The sequence below is a fragment of the Arthrobacter globiformis NBRC 12137 genome, from assembly GCF_000238915.1.
Lineage (GTDB): Bacteria > Actinomycetota > Actinomycetes > Actinomycetales > Micrococcaceae > Arthrobacter > Arthrobacter globiformis.
In genome coordinates this window covers 58,711-80,005 of sequence record NZ_BAEG01000078.1, presented here as the reverse complement: position 1 = coordinate 80,005, position 21,295 = coordinate 58,711, and the positions used below count along the sequence as shown (strand labels likewise).

The following is a 21,295-nucleotide window of genomic DNA, read 5'->3' as shown; positions in this document are numbered from 1 at the left end:
TCCAGCCATCACTTTAGTTCGGGCCCCTGGCCACCGCGATGGGCAGCGCTCCCCATCCGGACGCTACGGGCGGTCGGGCTCCTCCAGCAGCGCGTTCTTGCGGGCGCGCAGGGCAATGAAGGAGCCGAAGGCGAATACCTGCGTCACCACCACCAGCACGATGATGCCGGCGATCTTGTTGCCGCCCAGGATCATGGTCAAGCCCACGATCGCGGACAGCAGTGCCAGAAGCGGCAGCAGCATGTAGCCGAGCACAAAGAGGGTTTCGGGTTTGCGCAGCATGTTCTAACCTTCCGAACGGTTCCACTTGGTGAACCGGTAGCGTGTGCCGTTGGCCGCCGTCAGCCAGCCGTCGGCGGGCACGGACGTGTCCGCCACCCAACCGTCGCCGAGCTCCGGGGCATACGTGTCGCCGTCGGCATCCACGTCGATGGTGGTGACCACCGCGACGTTGGCCAGGCCCGTGGACTCCTTGAAAATTTCGCCGCCGCCGAGGATCCAGACTGCTTCGCAGCCTGGGGCGAACTGGGATTCCAGCAGGGCATCATCGAGGGATTTAACGACGACGGCGCCCTCCGCCTCGGGCGAGTTGCCCCAGTTCTCCTGCCGGGTGATGACGATGTTGGTCCGGTTGGGCAGCGGACGGTACTTCGCCGGGAAGGACAGCCAGGTCTTGCGTCCCATGATGACGGGATGGCCTGTGGTGACCCTGGTGAAGTGCTTTAGGTCCTCGGGAAGGTTCCACGGCATGTCGCCGTTCTTGCCGATGACGCCGGCAGGCGTCTGGGCCCACACGAGTCCGATTCCGGACATCCCCGCGGCGATGTCCTCGCTGAAAGCCTGCCCGTCCATGGTGTCCTCCGTGCTCATACGGCGATCGGCGCCTTGATCGTTGGGTGGTGCCGGTAGCCCACCACTTCGAAGTCGTCCAGGGTGTAGTCGAAGATCGACTCCGGCTTGCGGGTGATCTTCAGCTGCGGGTACTCGTACGGTTCGCGCTCCAGCTGCTTCAGGACCTGGTCCATGTGGTTGTCGTAGATGTGCACGTCGCCGCCGGTCCAGACGAATTCGCCGGGCTCGAGTCCGGTCTGCTGCGCCAGCATGCAGGTCAGCAGCGAGTAGGACGCGATGTTGAACGGAACACCCAGGAACATGTCCGCGGAGCGCTGGTACAGCTGGCAGGACAGTTTGCCGTCCGCGACGTAGAACTGGAAGAACGCATGGCAGGGCGGCAGTGCCATGTCCTTGAGTTCGCTCACGTTCCAGGCCGAGACGATGTGCCGGCGTGAGTCCGGGTTCGACTTCAGGCTCTCCACGAGCTCGGCGATCTGGTCGATGTGCCCGCCGTCCGGCGTGGGCCAGCTCCGCCACTGGACGCCGTAGACCGGCCCGAGTTCACCGTCGGCGTCAGCCCATTCGTTCCAGATGGTGACGCCCTGGTCCTGCATCCACTTGACGTTGGTGTCGCCCCGCAGGAACCACAGGAGCTCGACGGCCACGGACTTGAAGTGCACCCGCTTGGTGGTGATCAGCGGGAAGCTTTCGCCCAGATCAAAGCGGATCTGTCGGCCGAAAACACTGCTGGTTCCGGTGCCGGTGCGGTCTGATTTGTGCGTGCCGTTGGCCATGACGTCGCGCAGAAGGTCTTCATAGGGCGTTGGGATGCTCACGCGTCCAGTCTATGGGATCCACAAAATCACTCGGTTACCCTTTGTGGCCTTGCGTTGCCCGGAAGGACTCAGTCGTCGAAGGGTTTGAACTGCTCCACGGACACAATCCTGCTCTTGCTGCCGTGCGCTACGTGGCAGATGATCATTTCCCCCGGAGCGAGGTATGGGTCCGCGACCGGCAGCAGGCCCTTGAGCCGCGGGGTCATGTACCCGGCAAGCTGGCCCAGGACGGTGGGGAGCGCAGGCCGGTGGGTGCACAGCACCACTGCACGCTGCTTGTCGAACAGCGCGTCGACAGCGGCTGCCGTCTTCTTGGGGTTCCGGGCATGCCGGTGCTCCGTGAGCGCATTCACCAGTTTTATCTTGGCATCCGAGGACTTCGCATACGGGGCGATGGTCGCCACGCAGCGCAGCCAGGGGCTGGTGACCACGCGCAGGGGCTTCCACGCCTTCAGCAGCCGGTGCACCGCCTGCGCCTGGCGGATGCCGGTGGCGGCCAAGGGCCGTTCGCCCTCGGCCTTGGTCCATGAGGAGCGCGGTTTGGCCTTGGCATGGCGCACGACAACGAGCGGCCAGGTCTGCAGTTCCTTGCGGGCATGCGCCGCTGCGAGGTACTCCAGCGGCGCCCGGTCCGAGGGGTTGGACAGCAGTCCGGCGGCCCGTTCCGGGGTGCACCACATGACGCTGTCCACTTCCTTGCCGTCCGGGCGCAGGGAATTGCCCGTGACCTGGACGGCCCAGTAGTGAACAACCTTCAGTCCGGCGGAGACGTGGTAGTGGATGGGCGGGAGCGGGATGCCCAGCGGTGCCACGAGCCCGATCTCCTCCTCCACCTCACGGACGGCACACTCGGGGACCGTTTCGCCTGGGTCGAGCTTGCCCTTGGGCCAGGACCAGTCGTCGTACCGCGGCCGGTGGATCAGGAGGACTTCCAGCTGGTCCTTCTTGACGCGCCAAGGAAGGGCGCCGGCAGCCGTGACGGCTACCGGCTCGCCCGGGTGATCGGTCTGATCCGCTATGGGTGAGTCGCTGCTCTTCAAAGGCCGGGTTCCTACCGCCGGGCGACGGCGCGCTGCCGGGAGCGTGATGCCAGGAGCCAGGACTGGACATCATCCAGCTTGCGGCCGTCCTCGCCGATGTGGTGGCGGGTCCACTCGCCGTCGTTGTCCAGGTGCCAGCTGGAGGTCTCGGGGTCCATGTACCGGCGCATCAGGTCCAGGACGTAGGCGGTGTCTTCGCCGCCGGACAGCTGCACCAGCGCTTCCACCCGGCGGTCCAGGTTGCGGTGCATCATGTCCGCGGAGCCGATGTACACCACAGGGTCGCCGCCGTTGCCGAAGGCGAAGACGCGTGAGTGCTCAAGGAAACGGCCCAGGATGGAGCGGACCGTGATGTTTTCGCTCAGACCGGGGATGCCGGGGCGCAACGAGCAGATGCCGCGGACAATGACGTCCACCTTCACTCCGGCCTGCGAGGCACGGTAGAGGGAGTCGATGATGGACTCGTCCACCATGGAGTTGACCTTGATCTGCACGCGGGCGGGAATGCCTGCGCGGGCGTTGCGGATTTCGGTTTCGATCCTGTCGATCAGTCCCGAACGTACCGACCGGGGCGCCACCAGTAGACGCTTGAAGGTTGACTTCGGAGCGTACCCGGACAGCTGGTTGAACAGCTTGGAGAGGTCCTCGCCCACCTGTTCGTTGGCGGTCAGGAGTCCGAGGTCCTCGTAGTAGCGCGCGGTCCGCGGGTGGTAGTTGCCGGTGCCGATGTGGCAGTAGCGGCGCAGCCCGTCCACCTCCTGGCGGACCACGAGGGAGAGCTTGCAGTGGGTCTTCAGGCCCACGATGCCGTAGACCACGTGGACGCCGGCCTGCTCCAGCTTGCGGGCCCAGGAAATGTTGGCCTGCTCGTCGAAGCGGGCCTTGATCTCCACGAGGGCCAGCACCTGCTTGCCCGCCTCGGCGGCGTCGATGAGGGCATCGACGATGGGGGAGTCGCCCGAGGTGCGGTACAGGGTCTGCTTGATGGCCTGCACCTTGGGGTCCGCTGCCGCCTGTTCCAGGAACGCCTGGACGGACGTGGAGAACGAATCGTACGGGTGGTGCAGGAGGATGTCCCGGCGGCGCATGGCGGCGAAGACGTTGGCGGCTTTGGACGTCTCGGACTCATTCAGGTACCGCGAGGTGTGGGGCACGTGCTTGGGGTAGTGCAGGTCCGCGCGGTCAATGCCGCCGATCACGGACAGGCCGCGCAGGTCCAGGGGTGCCGGAACGGAGTAGACCTCCGACTCGTCCACGCCGAGCTCGCGGATCAGGAGGGCGCGGATGTTCGGGTTGATGTCGTTGGTGACCTCAAGCCGGACGGGCGGGCCGAACCGGCGGCGCAGCAGTTCCTTCTCGAGCGCCTGCAGGAGGTTCTCGGCGTCGTCCTCTTCCACCTCGACGTCCTCGTTGCGGGTCACACGGAAGGTGTGGTGCTCCAGGACCTCCATGCCGGCGAAGAGCTGGTGCAGGTGCACGGCGATGACTTCCTCGAGGGCGATGAACCGTGCCACACGGCCGGGCACCGAGCCGGCCCGGGGGCCGTCGATGGAGATCAGCCGGGGCAGCTGGTCCGGCACCTTGACGCGGGCGAAGAGCTCCTTGTCGCTGACCGGGTTCCGGACCACCACGGCCAGGTTCAGGGAGAGGCCCGAGATGTAAGGGAACGGATGGGCGGGGTCCACGGCCAGCGGGGTGAGGATCGGGAAGACCTTCTCCGCGAACATGGCGCTGAGCCGGTGCCGGGCTTCGTCGTCGAGCTCGTCCCAGTGCATGAGGTGGATGTGCTCATAGGCCAGTGCCGGCCGGATCTGCTCGGCGTAGACCTGGGCGTGCCGCTGCTGCAGGCGGTGGGCTGCCTCGCCGATTTGTTCCAGGACCTGGACGGGGCTTAGCCCGGCGGGGGAGGGGACAGCGAGTCCGGTGGCGATGCGGCGCTTCAGGCCGGCCACCCGGACCATGAAGAACTCGTCGAGGTTGGAGGCGAAGATCGACAGGAAGTTGACGCGTTCGAGCAGGTACAGGTCAGGATCTTCGGCGAGTTCGAGGACCCTGGCATTGAACGCGAGCCAGCTCAGTTCGCGGTCCAGGAACCGGTCCGGGCTGATCTCACCCTCGGGTTCCAGGATGGCCGCGAACTCGGGGATATCGATCCGGTCCTGCGTGGCGCGGGACGCCGGCACTTCGGAGGAGCCGAACCGGGCGCGCACAGGGGCCGCCTTGATTTCGGTGGTGGCTGTTCCGGCGGATTCCGGTTGCATGCGCTCTCCTTGAGTACTGGCGGGTTTATTTTCAACCTTACAAGCAATCACCCATCCGGGACCCGATGATTTCGAGGCCGGCGGCGCGCGTGCAGGAGGGGGTGATCAGCGTCCCTCAAGCGGCCCGTACATGACATCCATATCCCAGCGCGTGAAGCCCAGCCGCCGGTACAGCGAGACTGCCGGGGCGTTGTCCGCGTCCGTGTACAGCATGACGGCATGCAGGCCCTGCTGCTGGAGGTGCCGGATCCCGGCAATGGTCAGCGCCTTGCCCAGGCCCATGCCCTGGGCGGAGGGCGTGACGCCCACGACGTATACCTCGCCGATGGCCGCATGGGTCCCGTGCTGCGGGTGCACCTTGGTCCAGTGGTAGCCGAGGAGCCGCCCGTCCCGGTCCTCGGCCAGCAGGAAGCCGGCGGGGTCGAACCAGGGTTCGTCCATCCGGGCCTGCAGGTCGGCCCTGGTCAGCGAGCCCTGCTCCGGGTGGTGCGCGAAGGCTTCACGGTTGGCGGCGAGCCAGGCCTCTTCGTCCTTGCCTGGCACAAAGGCGCGAATCGAGACCCCGTCCGGAAGACCGGCGTCGGGCAGGTCGGCGGTGGCGGTGGTGAGCCGCATCTTCCACAGCTCCCGCACCGGTCCGTAGCCATACCGGGCAGCGAGATCCGCTGCCGCCTCATGGTTGCCGTGCGACCAGGCCTTGAGCCCGTCCAGGCCGCGGGAGGACTTGAGCGTGCCAACGAGCCGGTCCGCCACGCCCTGGTTCCGGTAGCTGGGGTGGACCGCGATTTCCACCACGCCTGTCCCGTCCGGCTCCTCGACGACGACGGCGAAGCCTGCCAGGTCCTGTGCCGTGGCGGGGTCCGACTGCTCGTCGGGGGCGTAGAGGGCAAGGGTCAGCAGTGTGTGCGGGCCGGTATCCGCTGCCCGCATGGTCACGAGGGTCTGTTCGGAAACGGGAGGATTGCCGTCTGACTCCTCGGCGGCGGCCAGCAGGACGCGGACGTCCCGCAGCAGGTCTTGATCCACGCCGCCCTTGATGACAAGGACGGGCCATTTCTCCGGGTGCGCAGAACTCATGCTGTAAGGCTATACGGACGCCACCCCCGCACGCCCGATTTGGAACAGGCCGCGGTGCCCCCGTATAGTCGTTACCTCAACCGGCATTCATGGCAGGTTGTGAGGGGGATCCACCACTGGGGTGGCCTCGATACGTTCGACCCGTATGTCCTCCACTTATAGTTCAAAATGCAGAACGGCCCGGCTCTGGTGAGCCGGGCCGTTCTGCATTTCTGCTGCGGGCGGTGCCGGGAAGCCGGCAACCTGGGGCGGGCCATATCGGCGCCCTGAGGCCTACGCCTCGGTGAGTTCGTCCTCCTGCTGGCGGATCAGCGTGAGCCGGTAGCCTACGTTGCGCACCGTGCTGATGAGGTTTTCGTGGTCGGCGCCCAGCTTGGCGCGCAGCCGCCGGACGTGGACGTCCACGGTCCTGGTGCCGCCGTAGTAGTCGTAGCCCCACACCTCGGTGAGGAGCTGCTGCCGGGTGAATACGCGGCCAGGGTGCTGCGCGAGGTACTTCAGGAGTTCGAATTCCTTGAAGGTCAGGTTCAGTGCCGCGCCGTTGACTCGGGCCGTGTAGCTCGCCTCGTCAATAACGACGCCGGCAGCCCGGATTTCGGAGGGGGCCTCATCCTGCTCCGGTACAGCCCGGGCGACAGAGAGGCGGATCCGTGCCTCCACCTCGGCCGGGCCGGCGGAGTCGAGGACGATGTCATCGACGGCCCAGGCGGAGGAAACGGCCGCCATGCCGCCTTCGGTGAGAATTAGCACCAGAGGTGCGCTGAGGCCGGTGGCCTTCAGGAGCTGGGTCAGTGAGCGGGCGCCCACGAGGTCTTTGCGCGCGTCCAGGAGGACGATGTCGCAGGGGTCTGTCTCCAGCAGCGCGGTGGGCTCGGCCGGGAGGATGTGCACCCGGTGGTTCAGGAGCTCCAAGGCAGGCAAAATGTCCACCGATGACCCGGTGCTGTTGGTCAGTAACAGGATGTGCGACATTGTTCCTCCAAGGGGCTGTCCGCGCATCGTCGGGCGACTGAGCTGATGTTTGAGTATACCCAATGGCCCCCGGACCGATACTGATCGGCCGCACCCGCGCGCCTTGTTTACGACATATGGCGGTCATATAGGGCAGGATTGAAACCGTCAGGGGGCCGAGCCCTGCCCGTCAACGGCACAGCCAGGATGAGGTCGCAGCAGATTTGAGTGCAGAGTCCGAGATGAGTACGCCGCGGCCTGCTCCCGAGCTGGGCGCCCCGGCCGCTGCAGGCCGGACGCTCCAGTCGTGGAGCATTGGAGTCGTTGGCCTGGTGGGTCTGGCGACGCTGGTGGCCAGCGTCTTCCGGACCCCGGATGTCCTCCTGGCGGTTGCTGCGCTGTTTGCCCTGGCGATCGGCGTTGGCTGGCCGCACTACCTGGAAATCCCCGCCAAGAAAACCCTGGCCGCAGTGATCGGGCTGTCAGGGGCCGGCTCTGCCGTTGCAGCCTCTTTCGCCGCCGCCCCCGGCTACCTCAACTGGACGCCCGGCTTCATTGCCCTGGGTGTCGGCGCGGTCTTCCTCGTCCAGCTGGTGCGCGGCACCGGCCAGGCGCAGCGCCTCGAGTCGACGCTCGGCTGCAGCGTGGGGGTCCTCCTGTCCTGCCTGGGCTCCGGATGGATCGCCAGCGCCAGGTTCAACGGCGTCAAGGAGATGGTGCTGGTGGCGGGCATCAGCGCCGCCGTCGCACTGCTCGCCGGCCTCATTCGCTGGCCCGACCGGATCATTGCGCCGCTGGGCATCACCCTGGCCGGACTGGCCGGGCCGCTGGCCGGGCTGGTGTTCTCCGACATCGCCGTTTTGCCCGCCGCAGTGTTCGGTGTTGTGGTGGGAGCGGTCCTGGTCAGTTTCCGCAGGCTGGTGACACTCCGGGGCGCTCCGCTGAACTTTCCCGCTGCCCTGGGCATGGGTCTGGCGCCGATTGCGGCGGTCGGTTCGCTCGCCTACTTCATAGACAAACTACTCATCTCCTGACGGGTTAGGATGGCATCATGTCCGTACTTGCATTTGAAATCTTCTTCCTTGTCCTGCTCGGCGTTGCCAGCCTGTCCATGGCCTGGTTTGCCGGTTTTGTTGTCTACCGACTGTTCAAAGGACAGCGGTAACCCCTGCTTAGCGGTTTCGAGAGGTAGCGGCTGTGCCTATTGAAATTCCTACAGACCTGACCCCCGAACTGGTTCCCCTCTCCTGGCTCATCGGCGAGTGGGAGGGCCGTGGCCGGCTCGGGGCCGGAGATGAAGGTTCAGAGCACTTCCTGCAGCATGTTTCCTTCACCCACAACGGTCTGCCGTACCTGCAGTACCGTGCGGAAAGCTGGCTGACCGACGAGGACGGCACCAAGCTCCGGCCGCTCACTGTTGAGACCGGATTTTGGGCCCTGGAGCGCAAACAGCTGGAGGCCGACAGCGGCCCCGGCCTGGTTCCCGGGGACATCGTGCCCGTGCTGAAAAGCGCCGATGAGGTGGAAGCCCTCCGCAACAAGGATGGCGGCTTCGACATCTCGGTCTCCATCAGCCACCCGGGTGGCATTTCGGAGCTGTACTACGGGCAGATCAAGGGTCCGCAGATCCAGCTAAGCACCGACATGGTGATGCGCGGCAGCCACTCCAAGGACTACAGTGCGGCCACCCGGATCTTCGGGCTGGTGGATGGCAACCTGCTCTGGCGGTGGGACGTGGCCACCGGCCGCCCGTCGGCGTCCGGCGCGGCTGCACAACCGGCTGCCGAACCGGTTGTTGAGGCTGGCAACGGCCTCGAGGCGCACGCCTCGGCGTTCCTTAAAAAGGTCAGCTGACCGCAGCCGCCCCGCTGCTTCAGAACCGCTGCCTCCGCACCGTCGCTTCCGTGGCGCTGGCACTGTTCGCCGGCGCTCCCTTCGGCTACTTTGGCCTCAGGTCTTCAATCCTGAGTCCGCAGCAATCCGATGGAGTGTCCGATGGATGAGTCCCAGCCCCCGGCTGACTACAGCGACCTCAAAGCCGTGTACTTCAATGGCACGCTCAAGCGTTCGCCGGAGAAGAGCAACACCGAGGGTCTGATCACGGTAAGTCGGCTGATCATGGAGAAGCAGGGCGTGGCCACGCAGGTCATCCGTACCGTTGACCACGACATCGCTAGCGGCGTGTACCCGGACATGCGGGATCACGGCTGGGCCACGGATGCATGGCCCGAGCTGTACCCGGCCGTCAAGGAAGCGGACATCGTGGTGGTGGCCGGACCCATCTGGCTGGGCGACAACTCCTCGCAAACCAAGAAGCTCATCGAGCGGCTCTACGCCCATTCGGGCGAGCTCAACGGGAAGGGCCAGTGGGCCTTTTACCCGAAGGTGGGCGGCTGCCTGATCACCGGCAACGAGGACGGCATCAAGCACTGTTCCATGAACGTCCTTTACAGCCTGCAGCACATCGGCTTCACCATCCCGCCGCAGGCCGACGCCGGCTGGATCGGCCCCGTCGGGCCGGGGCCCAGCTACCTCGATGAGGGATCGGGCGGCCCGGAGAGTGACTTCACGAACCGGAACACCACATTCATGACGTGGAACCTCCTGCACCTGGCCCGGACGCTCAAGGACGCCGGCGGAATTCCCGCCTACGGCAACCTTCCGGAAGAATGGAAGGCCGGAACCAAATTCGGTTTCGAAAACCCGGAGTACCGCTAGGTGGCCGGAATACCCTCCCAGCCAAGGACGTTCCCCTTCATATGACTACCAAGAGCCCTCTGCTGTCGCGCCCTGGCGCCGTTGAAGCGGCCGGCGCCGACGCCGGCGTCGCATCCCACTACGGCGAACCCCTGCGGGAGCAGCGCGCACTGGCGGCCGGAACCGCCGTCGTCGATCTTTCCCACCGCGGAGTGGTGACGGTCACCGGACCGGACCGGCTGAGCTGGCTCAACACGCTGTCCTCCCAGCAAGTCGCCAATCTCCAGCCCGCTGAGTCCACCGAGCTGCTGCTCCTGAGTGTCCAGGGCCGCATTGAGTTCGATGCGCGCGTGGTGGACGATGGCGGGACCACCTGGCTGATCGTCGAGGCGGCCGAAGCTGGTCCCCTGGCCGAGTGGCTGACCAGGATGAAGTTCATGCTCCGCGTCGAGGTGGCGGACGTGTCGGCCGAGTGGGCGGTGGTGGGATCCACCAAGGCTGTGCCCGAATGGTCCGGCCTGCTGGTGTGGCAGGACCCCTGGCCCCACGTCGCCGCGGGCGGCTACTCATACGCCGTGGTCCCGGAGGACACCCACCCCGGCGCCGAACGTCCGTGGTTCGAATACCTCGTGCCGGCGGCGGAGCTCGAAGAGACGGTGGGGGACCGGAAGCTCGCAGGTGTCCTTTCCGCCGAAGCCCTGCGCGTCGCCGCCTGGCGTCCGAGGCTCGGCGCTGAAACGGACGACAAGACCATTCCGCATGAACTGGACCTGCTCCGCACCGCCGTGCACCTGGCCAAGGGCTGCTACAAGGGCCAGGAGACGATTGCCCGCGTGCACAACCTTGGCCACCCGCCGCGGCGCCTCGTGTTCCTGCAGCTCGACGGTTCCCAGCACACCCTGCCGGCTGCCGGCAGCGAGGTCCGGGTGGGGGAGCGCAAGGTGGGCACCGTGACGTCCGTGGCGCAGCACTACGAGATGGGCCCCATCGCGCTGGCAGTCATCAAGCGTTCGGTCGCCCCGGATGAAATACTGACGGTAATGGACGGGGATGAACCGTACACAGCCGCGCAGGAAGTGATCGTGGCGCCCGACGCCGGACAGGTCGTCGGAAGGCAGACAGGATTCCTGAGGGGGACCCACAAATGACAGACTCCACCGCACCCGGGGCCGGGGCTTCAGAGCAGCCCGCTTCCCAGCAGCCGGACGAGGAAACCCTCGAATTGGCACGCACCCTCCTGGACGCTGCCCGCAAGGGTGACACCGAGTTGCTGCGCAGCTACCTCAACGCGGGCGCCCCGGCCACGCTGACCAACCACGCCGGCGACTCGCTGGTCATGCTCGCCGCCTACCACGGCCACGCCGAAACCGTCCAGCTCATCCTGCACCACGGCGCCGACGCCAATGCCGCCAACGACAAGGGACAGACCCCGCTGGCAGGCGCCGTGTTCAAGGGCTACCCGGACGTCGTCCGGGCGCTGGTTGACGCGGGAGCAGATCCCGACGCCGGTTCCCCCTCAGCACGTGACGCCGCCCGGATGTTCGCCCGCGACGACATCCTGGAATTGCTGGGCTAGGCATTTTGGAGAATGTCAGCAGGCCCTGGCCTGCACTCTGGTCCCTCGTCATAGGGTTCTTCATGATCCTGATCGACACCACAATCGTTTCGGTGGCCAACCCGCGGATCATGGAGGGGCTGGATACGGACATCAACGCCGTCATCTGGGTCACCAGCGCCTATCTGCTGGCGTATGCGGTGCCGCTGCTGATCACCGGCAGGCTCGGCGACAGGTTCGGACCCAAGCGGCTGTACCTTGCGGGCCTCGTGGTGTTCACCCTCGCATCGCTGTGGTGCGGGCTGTCCGGCACCGTGGGCATGCTCATCGCCGCCCGCGTCCTGCAGGGCCTCGGCGCAGCGCTGATGGCCCCGCAGACCATGGCCGTGATCACCAGGATCTTCCCGCCGGACGGGCGCGGCGCCGCCATGGGTCTGTGGGGTGCCACCGCCGGTGTGGCGACGCTCGTCGGCCCCATTCTGGGCGGTGTGCTCGTGGACGGCCTTGGCTGGGAGTGGATCTTCTTCATCAACGTGCCCGTCGGGATCGTGGGCTTCATCCTTGCCTGGCGCTTCGTTCCGTCCCTCACCACCCACCCGCACCGGTTCGACATCCCCGGCGTGGTGCTCAGCGCCGTCGGACTTTTCCTTTTGGTCTTTGGCATCCAGGAAGGCGAGACGTACGACTGGGGAACCATCACCGGGCCGGTGACAGTGTGGGGGCTGATCATCAGCGGCATCGTGGTGCTGGCGCTTTTTGTCGGCTGGCAGGCGGCCAACAAGGGTGAGCCGCTGCTTCCGCTGGCGCTCTTCCGGGACCGCAACTTCTCGCTGGCGAACGTCGGGATCACCACCGTGGGATTCACTGTCACGGCTTTTGGCCTGCCGCTCATCTTCTACTACCAGATCGTGCGGGACATGACTCCTACGCAGTCTGCCCTGATGATGGCGCCCATGGCGCTGATTTCCGGCGGGCTGGCGCCCTTGGTGGGGAAGATCATTGACCGGGTGAACCCCAAATACATCACGTCCACCGGCCTGCTCCTCATGGCGGTGGCGCTGTTCTGGAATTCAGCACTCATGCATCCGGACACCCCGGTGTGGCTGTTCCTGCTGCCCAGCGCGGTGCTCGGCTTCGCGAATGCGGGCATCTGGGCACCGTTGAGCTCCACCGCAACCCGCAACCTGCCGATGCGGCAGGCGGGGGCCGGCGCGGGCGTCTACAACACCACGCGGCAGATCGGTGCTGTCCTCGGCAGTGCCGCCATCGCCGTCCTCATGCAGGCCAGGCTCGCGGCGGAACTTCCGGCGGCCCCCGGCGGGACGCCAGGGGGTTCGGGTGAGGCCGGCGGCTTCGGCGGCCAGTTGCCTCCCGCCCTGCATGACGGCTTCGCGACGGCGATGGGCCAATCAATCATGCTGCCTGCGGCTGTGATTGTGCTCGGCGCCGCGGTGGCACTGTTCTTCGCCCGGCCCAAGGCGGTCCAGGGATGGGGCGGGCAGCGGCCCGCTGCCGGCCACGACGCGGAGGCGGCGACGCGCTAACGCACTTGGCCGAGCAGCACGCTGGTATGGATGCCGCCGGTGGAAAAGCCCAGGCTGCGTGCCGTCGCCAGTGAACCCTTGTTGCTGACGTCGGTGCGCCACTGCAGCGTCAGCCCGGAGGCCAGGGCCTCGTGGGCTGCCACCGAGGCCGCGAGCGATCCCAGTCCGCGGCGCCGCCACTCGGGGGCCACGAGAACCCCCATGTGGGCCAGAATGCCTTCCCATTCGGAGTAGGCGCCGCAGGCCACGGGCATCCGCTGCCCCTCGTCGTCGTGAATGATGGTGTAGCGGTTCTCGAGGTCGGACAGGCCCACCTCGTTCACGTCATCGGGCGGACACAGACCCTCAAGCTCGATGGCCTCCGGATTGCCGTGCGACACCGTCAGCTCCTCCGCGGTCTGCAGCAGCGGCAGGTCGTCGGCGAAGAAGAGCGCCGCGGAGCCCTGGCCGTGGCCCCCGTGCGTCCGGGTGATGGTCAGCAGGGTGACGTGCTGGGCCATCTCCTCATCGGAAATGCCTGCCGCGGCATCCAGGGCCCACTGCGGACCCACCAGGGCCGAGCTGCCGAACAGGCGCACGAACTCGACCGAGTGCGCGGAATCATCAACCCTGGTGATCCGCTCGCCGGTTTCCAGGGCGCGGGCGAAAGCGCCGTCGTCGAGCCCCAGGCGGCGCGCCCAGGCAAGCTGGATGATGGCGGCGGATCCGGGGTCAAGGCTCATGATCCCAGCCTACCGATCCCGGCCGCCCATCAGGCGCGAACGTACAGTTGTGGCCCCTGACTCCGGAGAATCAGGGGCCACAACTGTACATTCGCGCTGCGGGAAGCCAGCCGGGGGAACGGGCTTAGCCGAAGAGGACCGCGGCTTCGTCGTAGCGGTGCTGCGGGACGACCTTCAGCTTGCCCAGCGCGGCTTCGAAGCCAACATGGTCAATGTCGGTGCCGTTCAGCGACACCATGGTGCCCCAGCGGCCCTCCACCACGGAGTCGACGGCGGCCATGCCCAGGCGGGTGGCCAGGACACGGTCGAAAGCGGAGGGGACGCCGCCGCGCTGGATGTGGCCCAGGATGGTGGCCCGGGTCTCGATGCCGGTCCGGGCTTCGATCTCCGGTGCCAGCTGGTCGGCGATGCCGCCCAGCCGGGGACGGCCGAAGGTGTCCAGACCGCGTTCGGAGTGGGGGCTCTCCATGTGCTCCGGCACGAACCCTTCGGCCACAACGATGAGCGGGGCGCGGCCACGGTCATGGGCCTCGGTCACCCATTTGGTGATCTGCTCGATGCTGACTTTCTGCTCCGGGATGAGGATGGCGTGCGCGCCGGAGGCCATGCCGGCATGCAGGGCGATCCAGCCGACGTGGCGGCCCATGACCTCAGCGATCATGCAGCGGTGGTGGGACTCGCCGGTGGTCCGCAGCCTGTCGATGGCCTCCGTGGCGATCTGCACGGCCGTGTCGAAGCCGAAGGTGTAATCGGTGGCGTCGAGGTCGTTGTCCACGGTCTTGGGAACGCCGACGATCTTCAGGCCGGCGTCGGTGAGGCGCTTGGCGGCCGCGAGGGTTCCTTCACCGCCAATGGCGATGATGGCGTCGATGCCCAGCCGGTCCATGTGGGCTTTGATGACGTCGGGTCCGCCGCCGTTCTCGAACGGGTTGGTCCGGGACGTGCCCAGGATGGTGCCGCCCTGCTTGGCAATACCGCGGACAAGCGTACGGGGAATGGGGATGATGTCACCCTCCACGACTCCGCGCCAACCATCGAGGAACCCCACGAATTCGTGGCCGTGGATGGCAATGCCTTTGAGGACGGCGCCGCGGATAACCGCGTTCAGTCCGGGGCAGTCGCCGCCGCTGGTGAGGATTCCGATTTTCATTTTCTTGGCTCAAATCCTGGTTCGAAGGTTTTACGGGCAGAGCGCCACGCTGAGCTCAATTAGAGATTCTAGTGGGGAGTGTGGGGTAGGACACAAACGGTTACATCCGCGGGAGCCGCGGGAGCCCCGGACGCCAGGGGCCGGCACGGTTCGGGACAGCGGAGTGCCCCCGTTCCGGAGGGAACGGGGGCACTGCATAACGGACGACGGCGGCTGCCAGCTTTGGGCGGTTACTACCGGCCCGTGCCGCGCTTTTCGAGGAAGGATTCAAGCGCAATCGAGTTGTTCTGGTCCGGCAGGATCAGCCACGCCGCGAGGTAGAACACGATGGCCGGTCCGGGCAGCAGGCACAAGAGGAGGAAACCGATCCGGACGAATGCCACATCCACGTTCAGCTTCTCGGCGATCCCGCCGCACACGCCGCCCAGCCAGCGCTGCGGTCCGCGCTTCAGGCCAAGGCCCCTGACAATGCTGTAGAACTTTTCCATGGCTTAAGACTTCCCGTTTGTTGCGCTGTTGTCACGTTTCCGTGCTGAGAGCAGCCCGCCGATCACCAGGGCGGCCCCGGCCCCGATCATCAGGCCGATCAGCACATATGTCCCGTTCAGGACCACGATTCCCAGCTGGGAGATGACGATCAGCACGGCCAGTGCGAGGATCACCAGCCCCCAGACGATGGTGCCTACGCGGGCCGGTGCTTCGGCGGGTTCGTCCGTGGCCCCGGTGGACGGCTTGGGCGCAGGGTTGGTGTCCGGTGACGGATCAAAACTGCTCATGTCAGTTTCCTTCCTGGATGGCGATGTTGCTCACGGTGCCGTCGATCTGGAGGATCAGCCTGGCGCCGGGCTTGTCCGAGTTGTAGCTGCTTTGCCGGGAGGTGATCCCGCCCCGGCTGCCCGTGCCCTCGTTGAGGTTGCCCAGGGTCATGTCGGCGCGGACATCCACCGGCACGGTACGTGGAATGATGACCGTCACGTTGCTGGCCGTGGCGTCCAGGGGGATTACGACGTCGCTGCCCAGTGGCGGGTTCAGGTTCAGGCCGGTCAGGTCGACAGTTCCGCGGCCTCCGGTGATCTGGAAGCCCTGGCGGGCCTGCTCGATGGTGACGGGATTCCAGTCCGCATTCTGGAAGCGGAACCGGTCACCGTTGGGCACGGCGCTGAAGATGCCGCCCACGATGAGCGCAACGACGGCGAAGAACCCGAGGGCGCCCGAGGTCCTGCCGCGCATTCCGGCCAGCAGGATGCCAAGCCCAAGGACCGCTGCACCGGCTGCCCAGACCACGGCGTTGACCGACTCGCCCAGATCAATTAGGTTGCCGGCGTCGAGCGCTTTGAGCGTGCCGCCCGCCAGCAGCGCCAGTCCGGCGGTGATGGCGACGGCCGGCGCGCCCGGGCCGCTCGGCCTCGGCTTGGGCGCCGGAACCGGGGCAGGGACCGGAGCGGGCCGGCGCGGCGGAAGGCCGCCGCCGTAGGGGGCTGTGGGGCCGTACGGTTCATTGACGCCGTACGACGGGATGGCGTCCGGAGTCGGCGGCACAGTGTAGGGCTGGGCAGGCGCATGGCCGCCGGCAGCGAAGGATGACGCCGGGAACGGTGACGTGGCGGATCCCGTGGCGGCATTCGCTGGTGCGTTGCCGGCCGGTGCGTAGCCGTACGCCGACCGGCCCCCGGTGGTGCCGTTCACCGTTGCACCGGTGCGGTTTTTGTTGCGCTGCGTCAGGAAGTAGATGAGGTAGATGACGCCGCCGATCCAGAACAGGGCCCAGAAGAAGCCGAAGCCGTCGTGGCCCCATCCCCAGAAGCCGCCGCCCATGCCGGTTAGGCCGACGATCGAGGTGATGAGCGCGCCCGTCATGCCCGTGCTCCAGCGGCCAGCGCCCGCCTCCTGGGTGTGGATCCGGCCGTCGGGCTCAGGCAGCAGGGCCCAGCCCAGGCCGTACAGGAGGACGCCGATTCCCGCGAACAGCGTCAGCACGATGAAAATGCCGCGCACGATCAGCGGATCGATGCCCATCCTTTCGGCGATGCCGCTCGAGACGCCGCCGATCCAGCGGTCGCGTCCCCGGTGTACGCCGTGGCTGCGGATCCAGTCGAAGAAGTCCAGCGGCTGGGCGGCCCGCCCGTAACCGGGAGCGCCGTATGCGGGAGCGCCGGACGCGGGCGGCGGGAACAGTGGCTCAGTGGGGTTTTCCGGCCCGGCGCCGTTTGCCGGTTCTGTGTTTTCCGGTTCCGTGTTTTCCGGTCCGGCGGGGTGCTCCGGATCCTGGCCGGTGCTGCCCCCGGACGGGGTGACCGGCTGCCGGCCTTCATTGGGGTTGGGGTTCTGCGAGTTCATACTTCGATACTGCCGTTTGTGCTGGTCAGTCCTCTATTGGGGAACACCCTGAGTCGTCCCTGACTTACCCCGGGTTCACCCTCACAACGGGACCCGGGAACCCTGATCCGTGTTTGGATTGATGCATGACCACTGCCCCTGTCCGCCCACCCCTGGTCCGCAGCAGCGACCGCCTGATCGCCGGCGTCTGCTCAGGCCTGGCGGTTCATCTTGGCTGGCCGGTGCGCATGGTCCGGATCGGCATGGTGGTGGCTGCTTTCGCCGGGGGCGCAGGGCTCGCGTTCTACGCGTGGCTGTGGATCATGGTTCCCACCGCGGACGAAAACGCCAAACGCAATGCCCGCCGTCCGGCGTCGCCCATTGCCCCCGCCGTGAGCCTGCCGCCGGTGAGCCTCCAGTCCGGCCCGCCGCCCGGCCCTGTTCCTTTCTCGGGCGCGGATCCTTCATTTTCCGCCGTCCCCCCGCCCTCGGGGGAGTACGACGCCGGCACCGTTTCCCAGCCCCCCGCGCCTGCCGCCGCTCCCGGCAGCACATGGTTCCGGATCCGGAGCATGCGCTACGGCAAGGAGATCCTGCTGGGCGCCGGGCTCCTGCTCGTCGCCGCGATCCTGATCGCCAGGCTGCTGGGCGTGGAGGTGCCCCTTGGCACGTTGATCCCGGCGGCGGCAATACTCGGCGGCGCGGCCATTGCCTGGATGCAGCTGGATGAAACCCGCCGGGCCGGGCTCGTCGACAAAACCAAGGCGGACCAGGCCGGTGGATGGGCGCGGCTGGCAGCGGGCCTCGCGCTCGTGGTGGCCGGGGTGCTGGTCATGGTCTCCGGGTCGGGCTCATGGCAGCAGACCTGGCTCGCGCTGCTCGCGTCCGTGGCCGTGCTGGGCGGCGTGGCGCTGGTGCTGCTGCCCTGGGGCCTGAAGTTCTGGCGCGACCTCGAGACAGAACGGGCCGGCCGCGTGCGGGCGACCGAGCGGGCCGAGATCGCGGCCCACCTGCACGACTCCGTACTCCAGACCCTTGCCTTGATCCAGCGCCGTGCCGGCAACGAGCACGACGTCGTCCGCCTGGCGAGAGCGCAGGAGCGCGAGCTGCGGGGCTGGCTCTTCAAGGACCCCGCCCGCGATGCCGGCCAGCTCTCGGACCGGATCAAGGCCGCCGCTGCGGAGGTTGAGGACGGGCTCGGAAACGCCGTCGACGTCGTGACCGTGGGCGACACGGACATGACCGAGCGCCATGAGGCGCTGGTCCAGGCCAGCCGCGAGGCCATGCTGAACGCTGCCCGCCACGGCGGCGGTCCCGTCTCTGTCTATCTGGAGGTGTCCGACGGCGGCGCGGAAGTCTTCGTCAAGGACCGCGGCCCGGGCTTTGAACTGAGCGCAGTCCCGCAGGACAGGTTGGGTGTGCGGGAATCAATCATTGGCCGGATGAAACGGCACGGCGGCAACGCCGCCATCAACAGCGGACCTGACGGCACAGAGGTGCGCCTCAGGCTGCCTGCGGACGTCGCGGACAACGGGGAAGGAAAGTCATGACTACACCAGCAGGGGCAAGCGCGGCGGGACGAACGGTGCGGGTTGTGATCGTGGATGACCACGCGATTTTCCGGTCCGGCCTCAAGGCTGACCTCGACCCGAGCGTGGTGGTGGTGGGCGAGGCCGGCACCGTGGAACAGGCCATCGAGGTTATTGCCGCTGCGCGGCCCGATGTCGTGCTGCTGGACGTGCACCTGCCCGGCGGCCGCGGCGGGGGAGGACGGGAAGTCATCACCGGTTCCGCGGCGCTCCTGGGAACCACGCGTTTCCTTGCACTGAGCGTCTCCGATGCGGCCGAAGACGTCGTGGCGGTCATCCGGGCCGGTGCCCGCGGCTATGTTACGAAGACCATTTCCGGCGCGGAGATCACCGACGCCGTGTTCCGGGTCGCCGGTGGCGACGCCGTGTTCTCACCACGCCTGGCAGGCTTTGTCCTGGACGCCTTCGGCACCGCCCCGGCAGACATCGCCGACGATGAACTGGACAAACTCTCAGCCAGGGAACTCGAGGTGATGCGGCTGATCGCCCGCGGTTACAGCTACAAGGAGGTAGCCAAGGAGCTCTTCATCTCGATCAAGACCGTGGAAACCCATGTCTCGGCCGTGCTCCGGAAGCTGCAGCTGTCCAGCCGCCACGAACTGACCAAGTGGGCCGCCGAGCGCCGCCTCCTCTAGCGCGGGCATTCCTCAAGCTTCCGATCAGGCCGTCACGTCCTCGAATAAAGCCCAAACGCTCCCGCACCTTTTTCGGTGCGGAAGCGTTTGGGCTTATTTCTGCAGGATCTGAGGGAGAATCCGTGGTTTTCCTGCAGGACGTGAGGGAGCGTCTGGGTTACTGCGCCTTGCCGAGGAAGTCCTGGAGGCGGCCGACGCCGGTGGCGAGGTCTTCATCGCCCAGGGCGTAGGACAGGCGCAGGAAGCCGGACGGGCCGAAAGCCTCACCGGGCACCACGGCGACCTCCACCTCGTCCAGGATCAGCGCCGCAAGCGCGGCCGAGGTCTCCGGGCGGACCGTGCCGTTCGCCGTCGGGAATTCCTTACCCAGCAGCGCGCGGACGTCCGCGTACACGTAGAAGGCGCCCTTCGGCGTCGGGCATTCAACGCCCTCAATCGCGTTGAGCCCATCCACGATGGCCTTCCGGCGGCGGTCGAAGGCGACCTTCATCTCATCCACCGCGGTGAGCGGGCCGGAGACTGCTGCCAGGGCGGCGATCTGCGGGATGTTGGACACGTTGGACGTGGCGTGCGACTGCAGGTTGGTGGCGGCCTTGATGACATCGGCGGGTCCGATCATCCAGCCCACGCGCCAGCCGGTCATCGCATAGGTCTTGGCAACACCGTTCAGGATCACTACCTTGTCACCCAGCTCGGGGGCGGCGGTGGCGATGGAGGTGAAGGGCACGCCGTCGTACGTCAGGTGCTCGTAGATCTCGTCGGTGACCACCCACAGGCCCTTGGCGGCGGCCCACTTGCCGATTTCGGCAACCTGCTCGGGCGAGTAGACGGAGCCGGTGGGGTTCGACGGCGACACGAACAGCAGGATCTTTGTGCGGTCCGTGACGGCTGCTTCGAGCTGCTCCACAGTCACCAGGTAGTCCTGCTCCGGGCCGGCAAAGACCTCCACCGGAACGCCGCCGGCGAGACGGATGGCCTCGGGGTAGGTGGTCCAGAACGGCGTGGGCACGATCACTTCGTCGCCCGGATCCACGAGGGTGGCGAACGTGTTGTAGACGGCCTGCTTACCGCCGTTGGTGACCAGCACCTGGGACGGGTCAGCCTTGTAGCCGGAGTCCCGGAACGTCTTCTCGGCAATAGCCTTCTTCAGCTCGGGCAGACCGCCGGCGGGGGAGTAGCGGTGGTACTTCGGCTGGCTGGCGGCGTCGATGGCGGCCTGGACGATGTAGTCCGGGGTGGGGAAGTCGGGCTCGCCCGCACCGAAGCCAATCACCGGCCGGCCGGCCGCCTTCAGCGCCTTGGCCTTGGCGTCGACAGCCAGGGTGGCGGATTCGGCAATGGCAGAAATGCGTTGGGAAACGCGGGCGGAAGACATGGCAGGTCCGTTCTTCGCTTGCAGCTGGTGAGCTGAATGGTGGATTTCGACGAAATCTACTCTATGCTGTTCACCGGATCGTTCGAGGTGGAACACGGCTTTGTGACTGCGGTGCAGCGCGGATCCAGAAGCTGAAAACGGTCCGAAATGAGGCTGGTTCGACGTAAGCGCAGTTGTTGCGTAGACTGGTTCTCCGGTGTTGAAAACACGGATGATGACGTGCGCCCCAGATGGCCTTGGGGAAAAGTGCGGCCTCATCGGTTTTTGATCCATAGGGTAGTGGCGCAATTGGTAGCGCAGCGGTCTCCAAAACCGCAGGTTGCAGGTTCGAGTCCTGTCTGCCCTGCGCAGGCTGTTCCGGCGAAAGCCGGAGCAAGCGCAGCAATCAAAGGTTCAGTTCAGAGCCGGGTAATCCGACTTGCGAGGATGAGTGAGGAACAGGTGACCGAAACAGCTGCAAGCAGCTCCAAGGGCCGCCCCGCTAAGAACGCCGCCAAGGCTGGCTTCTTCGCTCGCATTGCACTCTTCATCCGCCAGGTCATTGGCGAACTGAAGAAGGTCGTTGCCCCTACCCGCAAGGAACTGATCAACTACACGCTTGTGGTGCTCGTATTCGTAGTCATCATGATGGTGATCGTCACTCTGCTGGACCTGGCGTTCGGCTCCGCGGTGAGCTGGGTCTTCAGCGGTACAGGCGCCACGGACAACTAAGG

Annotated in this window: 22 protein-coding genes and 1 tRNA gene; 10 read left to right on the top strand and 13 right to left on the bottom strand. The window is 66.6% G+C overall.

Annotated features, from left to right (window positions below; translation table 11 throughout):
• Window positions 1–63: 63 nt before the first annotated feature.
• The 7 genes from ARGLB_RS14655 to ARGLB_RS14625 form a co-directional block, all read right to left on the bottom strand.
• Entirely contained in the window at window positions 64–282 is a 219-nt protein-coding gene (locus ARGLB_RS14655) for an NF038396 family protein (RefSeq protein WP_003803890.1), read from the bottom strand.
• A gap of 3 nt (window positions 283–285) precedes the next feature.
• The gene (locus ARGLB_RS14650) at window positions 286–870 is read right to left on the bottom strand and encodes a dihydrofolate reductase (RefSeq protein ID WP_043419266.1); all 585 of its coding nucleotides are present in this window, start codon (window positions 868–870) and stop codon (window positions 286–288) included.
• A complete protein-coding gene (locus ARGLB_RS14645; protein ID WP_003803887.1) occupies window positions 867–1,670 on the bottom strand; it encodes a thymidylate synthase in 804 nt (267 codons plus the stop codon). Before ARGLB_RS14645 ends, ARGLB_RS14650 begins: the two co-directional genes overlap by 4 nt.
• Before the next feature lie 68 nt (window positions 1,671–1,738).
• Complete coding sequence (locus ARGLB_RS14640) at window positions 1,739–2,710, bottom strand: NUDIX hydrolase (protein ID WP_003803885.1); 972 nt, start codon at window positions 2,708–2,710, stop codon at window positions 1,739–1,741.
• 11 nt (window positions 2,711–2,721) lie between these two features.
• On the bottom strand, window positions 2,722–4,971 hold the full coding sequence (locus tag ARGLB_RS14635) for an RNA degradosome polyphosphate kinase (protein WP_003803884.1): 2,250 nt from the start codon (window positions 4,969–4,971) through the stop codon (window positions 2,722–2,724).
• Window positions 4,972–5,076: 105 nt separating this feature from the next.
• Window positions 5,077–6,048, bottom strand: a complete 972-nt coding sequence (gene mshD / locus ARGLB_RS14630) for a mycothiol synthase (RefSeq protein ID WP_003803883.1) — start codon at window positions 6,046–6,048, stop codon at window positions 5,077–5,079.
• 273 nt (window positions 6,049–6,321) lie between these two features.
• Window positions 6,322–7,020 carry a winged helix-turn-helix transcriptional regulator gene (locus ARGLB_RS14625; protein ID WP_003803880.1) on the bottom strand — a complete coding sequence of 233 codons (699 nt, stop codon included), beginning with the start codon at window positions 7,018–7,020 and terminating at the stop codon, window positions 6,322–6,324.
• A gap of 221 nt (window positions 7,021–7,241) precedes the next feature.
• Between ARGLB_RS14625 and ARGLB_RS14620 the strand changes: the two genes are divergently transcribed.
• From ARGLB_RS14620 to ARGLB_RS14595, 6 genes are all read left to right on the top strand, one after another.
• Window positions 7,242–8,033, top strand: coding sequence for a hypothetical protein (locus ARGLB_RS14620; RefSeq protein WP_043419264.1), 792 nt, complete (start codon window positions 7,242–7,244; stop codon window positions 8,031–8,033).
• Window positions 8,034–8,196: 163 nt separating this feature from the next.
• The gene (locus ARGLB_RS14615) at window positions 8,197–8,853 is read left to right on the top strand and encodes a nitrobindin family protein (protein WP_003803876.1); all 657 of its coding nucleotides are present in this window, start codon (window positions 8,197–8,199) and stop codon (window positions 8,851–8,853) included.
• A gap of 141 nt (window positions 8,854–8,994) precedes the next feature.
• Window positions 8,995–9,717: a flavodoxin family protein gene (locus tag ARGLB_RS14610; protein WP_003803875.1), complete on the top strand. Its 723-nt coding sequence runs from the start codon at window positions 8,995–8,997 to the stop codon at window positions 9,715–9,717.
• A 41-nt stretch (window positions 9,718–9,758) separates the two neighbouring features.
• Window positions 9,759–10,844 (top strand): CAF17-like 4Fe-4S cluster assembly/insertion protein YgfZ, encoded by a 1,086-nt coding sequence (gene ygfZ, locus ARGLB_RS14605; protein WP_003803874.1) that lies wholly within the window; start codon window positions 9,759–9,761, stop codon window positions 10,842–10,844.
• A complete protein-coding gene (locus ARGLB_RS14600) occupies window positions 10,841–11,272 on the top strand; it encodes an ankyrin repeat domain-containing protein (protein WP_003803873.1) in 432 nt (143 codons plus the stop codon). Before ygfZ ends, ARGLB_RS14600 begins: the two co-directional genes overlap by 4 nt.
• A gap of 5 nt (window positions 11,273–11,277) precedes the next feature.
• Window positions 11,278–12,795, top strand: a complete 1,518-nt coding sequence (locus tag ARGLB_RS14595; RefSeq protein ID WP_003803872.1) for a DHA2 family efflux MFS transporter permease subunit — start codon at window positions 11,278–11,280, stop codon at window positions 12,793–12,795.
• On the opposite strand, the gene ARGLB_RS14590 is transcribed toward ARGLB_RS14595, so the two are convergent.
• From ARGLB_RS14590 to ARGLB_RS14570, 5 genes are all read right to left on the bottom strand, one after another.
• Window positions 12,792–13,517 carry a GNAT family N-acetyltransferase gene (locus tag ARGLB_RS14590; protein WP_003803871.1) on the bottom strand — a complete coding sequence of 242 codons (726 nt, stop codon included), beginning with the start codon at window positions 13,515–13,517 and terminating at the stop codon, window positions 12,792–12,794. The genes ARGLB_RS14595 and ARGLB_RS14590 overlap by 4 nt on opposite strands.
• A 124-nt stretch (window positions 13,518–13,641) precedes the next feature.
• A complete protein-coding gene (locus ARGLB_RS14585) occupies window positions 13,642–14,667 on the bottom strand; it encodes a 6-phosphofructokinase (RefSeq protein WP_003803870.1) in 1,026 nt (341 codons plus the stop codon).
• Window positions 14,668–14,900: 233 nt separating this feature from the next.
• Window positions 14,901–15,155, bottom strand: a complete 255-nt coding sequence (locus ARGLB_RS14580) for a PspC domain-containing protein (protein WP_003803869.1) — start codon at window positions 15,153–15,155, stop codon at window positions 14,901–14,903.
• A 3-nt stretch (window positions 15,156–15,158) separates the two neighbouring features.
• The gene (locus tag ARGLB_RS14575) at window positions 15,159–15,443 is read right to left on the bottom strand and encodes a hypothetical protein (RefSeq protein ID WP_003803866.1); all 285 of its coding nucleotides are present in this window, start codon (window positions 15,441–15,443) and stop codon (window positions 15,159–15,161) included.
• A 1-nt stretch (window position 15,444) separates the two neighbouring features.
• Window positions 15,445–17,004: a PspC domain-containing protein gene (locus ARGLB_RS14570; RefSeq protein ID WP_003803863.1), complete on the bottom strand. Its 1,560-nt coding sequence runs from the start codon at window positions 17,002–17,004 to the stop codon at window positions 15,445–15,447.
• A 125-nt stretch (window positions 17,005–17,129) separates the two neighbouring features.
• Between ARGLB_RS14570 and ARGLB_RS14565 the strand changes: the two genes are divergently transcribed.
• Both ARGLB_RS14565 and ARGLB_RS14560 read left to right on the top strand, forming a co-directional pair.
• Window positions 17,130–18,533: an ATP-binding protein gene (locus tag ARGLB_RS14565; RefSeq protein WP_003803861.1), complete on the top strand. Its 1,404-nt coding sequence runs from the start codon at window positions 17,130–17,132 to the stop codon at window positions 18,531–18,533.
• The gene (locus ARGLB_RS14560) at window positions 18,530–19,207 is read left to right on the top strand and encodes a LuxR C-terminal-related transcriptional regulator (RefSeq protein WP_003803859.1); all 678 of its coding nucleotides are present in this window, start codon (window positions 18,530–18,532) and stop codon (window positions 19,205–19,207) included. Before ARGLB_RS14565 ends, ARGLB_RS14560 begins: the two co-directional genes overlap by 4 nt.
• Before the next feature lie 157 nt (window positions 19,208–19,364).
• Here ARGLB_RS14560 and ARGLB_RS14555 read toward each other — a convergent pair whose 3' ends face one another.
• Window positions 19,365–20,582, bottom strand: a complete 1,218-nt coding sequence (locus ARGLB_RS14555) for a pyridoxal phosphate-dependent aminotransferase (RefSeq protein WP_003803857.1) — start codon at window positions 20,580–20,582, stop codon at window positions 19,365–19,367.
• 273 nt (window positions 20,583–20,855) lie between these two features.
• On the opposite strand from ARGLB_RS14555, the gene ARGLB_RS14550 reads away from it, so the two are divergent.
• A tRNA-Trp gene (locus ARGLB_RS14550) sits at window positions 20,856–20,928 on the top strand.
• Between the two features lie 80 nt (window positions 20,929–21,008).
• Entirely contained in the window at window positions 21,009–21,293 is a 285-nt protein-coding gene (gene secE, locus ARGLB_RS14545; RefSeq protein ID WP_043419256.1) for a preprotein translocase subunit SecE, read from the top strand.
• Window positions 21,294–21,295 lie beyond the last annotated feature (2 nt).

Coding starts and splice junctions, on each gene's coding strand:
- ARGLB_RS14655 (WP_003803890.1), bottom strand. CDS start 282: ATGCTGCGCAAACCCGAAACCCTCTTTGTGCTCGGCTACATGCTGCTG.
- mshD (WP_003803883.1), bottom strand. CDS start 6,048: ATGAGTTCTGCGCACCCGGAGAAATGGCCCGTCCTTGTCATCAAGGGC.
- ARGLB_RS14560 (WP_003803859.1), top strand. CDS start 18,530: ATGACTACACCAGCAGGGGCAAGCGCGGCGGGACGAACGGTGCGGGTT.
- secE (WP_043419256.1), top strand. CDS start 21,009: ATGAGTGAGGAACAGGTGACCGAAACAGCTGCAAGCAGCTCCAAGGGC.
- ARGLB_RS14580 (WP_003803869.1), bottom strand. CDS start 15,155: ATGGAAAAGTTCTACAGCATTGTCAGGGGCCTTGGCCTGAAGCGCGGA.
- ARGLB_RS14585 (WP_003803870.1), bottom strand. CDS start 14,667: ATGAAAATCGGAATCCTCACCAGCGGCGGCGACTGCCCCGGACTGAAC.
- ARGLB_RS14625 (WP_003803880.1), bottom strand. CDS start 7,020: ATGTCGCACATCCTGTTACTGACCAACAGCACCGGGTCATCGGTGGAC.
- ARGLB_RS14575 (WP_003803866.1), bottom strand. CDS start 15,443: ATGAGCAGTTTTGATCCGTCACCGGACACCAACCCTGCGCCCAAGCCG.
- ygfZ (WP_003803874.1), top strand. CDS start 9,759: ATGACTACCAAGAGCCCTCTGCTGTCGCGCCCTGGCGCCGTTGAAGCG.
- ARGLB_RS14635 (WP_003803884.1), bottom strand. CDS start 4,971: ATGCAACCGGAATCCGCCGGAACAGCCACCACCGAAATCAAGGCGGCC.
- ARGLB_RS14565 (WP_003803861.1), top strand. CDS start 17,130: ATGACCACTGCCCCTGTCCGCCCACCCCTGGTCCGCAGCAGCGACCGC.
- ARGLB_RS14590 (WP_003803871.1), bottom strand. CDS start 13,517: ATGAGCCTTGACCCCGGATCCGCCGCCATCATCCAGCTTGCCTGGGCG.
- ARGLB_RS14570 (WP_003803863.1), bottom strand. CDS start 17,004: ATGAACTCGCAGAACCCCAACCCCAATGAAGGCCGGCAGCCGGTCACC.
- ARGLB_RS14555 (WP_003803857.1), bottom strand. CDS start 20,582: ATGTCTTCCGCCCGCGTTTCCCAACGCATTTCTGCCATTGCCGAATCC.
- ARGLB_RS14650 (WP_043419266.1), bottom strand. CDS start 870: ATGAGCACGGAGGACACCATGGACGGGCAGGCTTTCAGCGAGGACATC.
- ARGLB_RS14600 (WP_003803873.1), top strand. CDS start 10,841: ATGACAGACTCCACCGCACCCGGGGCCGGGGCTTCAGAGCAGCCCGCT.
- ARGLB_RS14610 (WP_003803875.1), top strand. CDS start 8,995: ATGGATGAGTCCCAGCCCCCGGCTGACTACAGCGACCTCAAAGCCGTG.
- ARGLB_RS14620 (WP_043419264.1), top strand. CDS start 7,242: ATGAGTACGCCGCGGCCTGCTCCCGAGCTGGGCGCCCCGGCCGCTGCA.